Annotated in this window: 2 protein-coding genes; both read left to right on the forward strand. The window is 49.9% G+C overall.

What is annotated here, in order from left to right:
• A partial coding sequence (locus KDK17_RS08810) for a hypothetical protein (RefSeq protein ID WP_257287882.1) occupies positions 1–1148 on the forward strand: 1148 nt, incomplete at its 5' end.
• Between the two features lie 55 nt (positions 1149–1203).
• Positions 1204–1788: hypothetical protein (locus KDK17_RS08815; RefSeq protein WP_257287883.1), on the forward strand; the 585-nt coding region annotated here is incomplete at its 3' end.

Consider the following 1788-nt stretch of genomic DNA (forward strand, 5'->3'; position numbering starts at 1 on the left):
TGATTCAGGAAGCTGTGCAGAACAGTTTCAGAGAGTTTCCATCCAATCGACTTTCACGGGAACAGTTAGCCCGGCAACTCAGTTTTATTCTTTTGGAAATGCAGGAGCGTTTTCTTCGTGGCAAGGCGCTTCGTTCTCTCAGCCACAAGGTAGACCGGCAAAAGCAGAACCCGGAGATTGCCAGAGACCCGGCATTTTCAATCTACCTGTCCATGATGACTAAGGCCTTTAACAATCATCCCACCCTATGGCATACAGACGGCAAACGTCGTCACTATCAGGAAGACCTCTCCGCGCTGTTTATGAAAGCCGCTGATCGTGAAGATTATGGCAATGAGTGGTACCAGCAGATTCGCAGAATTCTGGATGGTGAAAAGCCGGTACCTGTTACATCACCGCCACCCGTTCAGATACCGGTCATGCATTACTCCCCGGATGAAAGTAAAGAGGAAAGCTGGTTTCAATTCATTTTATACAGAGCAATGCTTGGGATGGGCGCTTCGCTTGGCGTGATATCCGCCGGCGTGTTTTGTATGGTGATCTCTCAATATGAAACAGAACCAGCCAGGCAGATGCGGCTGCAGCGGGAGAAGCTGCAAAGAAAGTTAGGCAATGCACTGAACCGACCCGGGCGGAATGATCCGCAGGGAAGGGACTGGAAACCCACCAAATGGGACAGGGAGCAGATCAAAAGAGCTACGGAAGGCTTTGATGAAAAGGTAATTAAAAATGTGTTGATGCAGGCCGGGGTTCTGAATCCTCTTACTTGTAACATGGATTTGGCTGATATCTACATGCAGATATCGCTCACAGAGCTATACAGCCATTTGCGGCAAGAACGCTATATCTGGACAGCAGAAGATGAAAGACGCCGAAGAAGGCAGCAGGAAGAGGAAGAGGAAGAAAGATACTGGGCAGAGACAGAAACGACCCATCAACAAGGCGGAGTGGGGGGGGGCATTCGGCGGCTTCACCTACAATTTTTCAAGCAGCGATGGCGGCAGTGGTTCTACCAGCTTTGGTACCTCGACTACAGGAGATGTTCAGAATCGGAGTGCCGACTGGTTCTGAAATTATTCATATGTCTGATTCCGCGCCTGTGGGCCCGGCAGTGTTCCCACCTGCCTGCCGGGCACTTTAGAACCTGAATACAAACTCAACAACTGTTTATCGCTTTCTCTGTCCCTGCCAATTGATTGCCCTATGCTTCCTGAATTTGTTAAGACATTGGAGTGTCGTATGGTTATTTATCGAATTATCTGGTCTGTGCTGATCAGTTTGATGCTGGTGTCTTCCTGTTGGAGCAGTGTTGAGTCAGCTGATCAGAAAGCTGCCAGGAATGCCAGGGACAATATCAACAGACTCTATTTTGATTACGTCTTTGCTGAAGAAAATGAGAGGTTGTTAAGAGCCATTATGGTTTCAGTTCGGAGAATCTATGACCGCTGCGAGCTGGACCATTGGCTGACAGCTGACTCTGGATCGGGCAACCAGACAGAAGTTCGACAGCAGCTCCTCACCAGACTCGTCCAGCAGGCCACCCGGCATGCTATTGCGAATGTCATGGCCAGCGATGAGCCCGATGGCAGTGATCGTTCCATGTTTCATCTCCTGCAGGCATTGAGCACTGCTCCTGCCATGCACGAATCCCGGGTTGTTGCTCATTGGTCCCAAACCCGGCCTGTGATGCTTCAGGGTGTCGTGGCTGAAGATCGAATGGACTCCATGGAGGAGCTGATTCAGGAAGCTGTGCAGAACAGTTTCAGAGAGTTTCCATCCAATCGACTT

This window comes from Endozoicomonas sp. SESOKO2 (assembly GCF_024606245.1).
In the GTDB taxonomy this organism is placed as follows: domain Bacteria; phylum Pseudomonadota; class Gammaproteobacteria; order Pseudomonadales; family Endozoicomonadaceae; genus Endozoicomonas_A.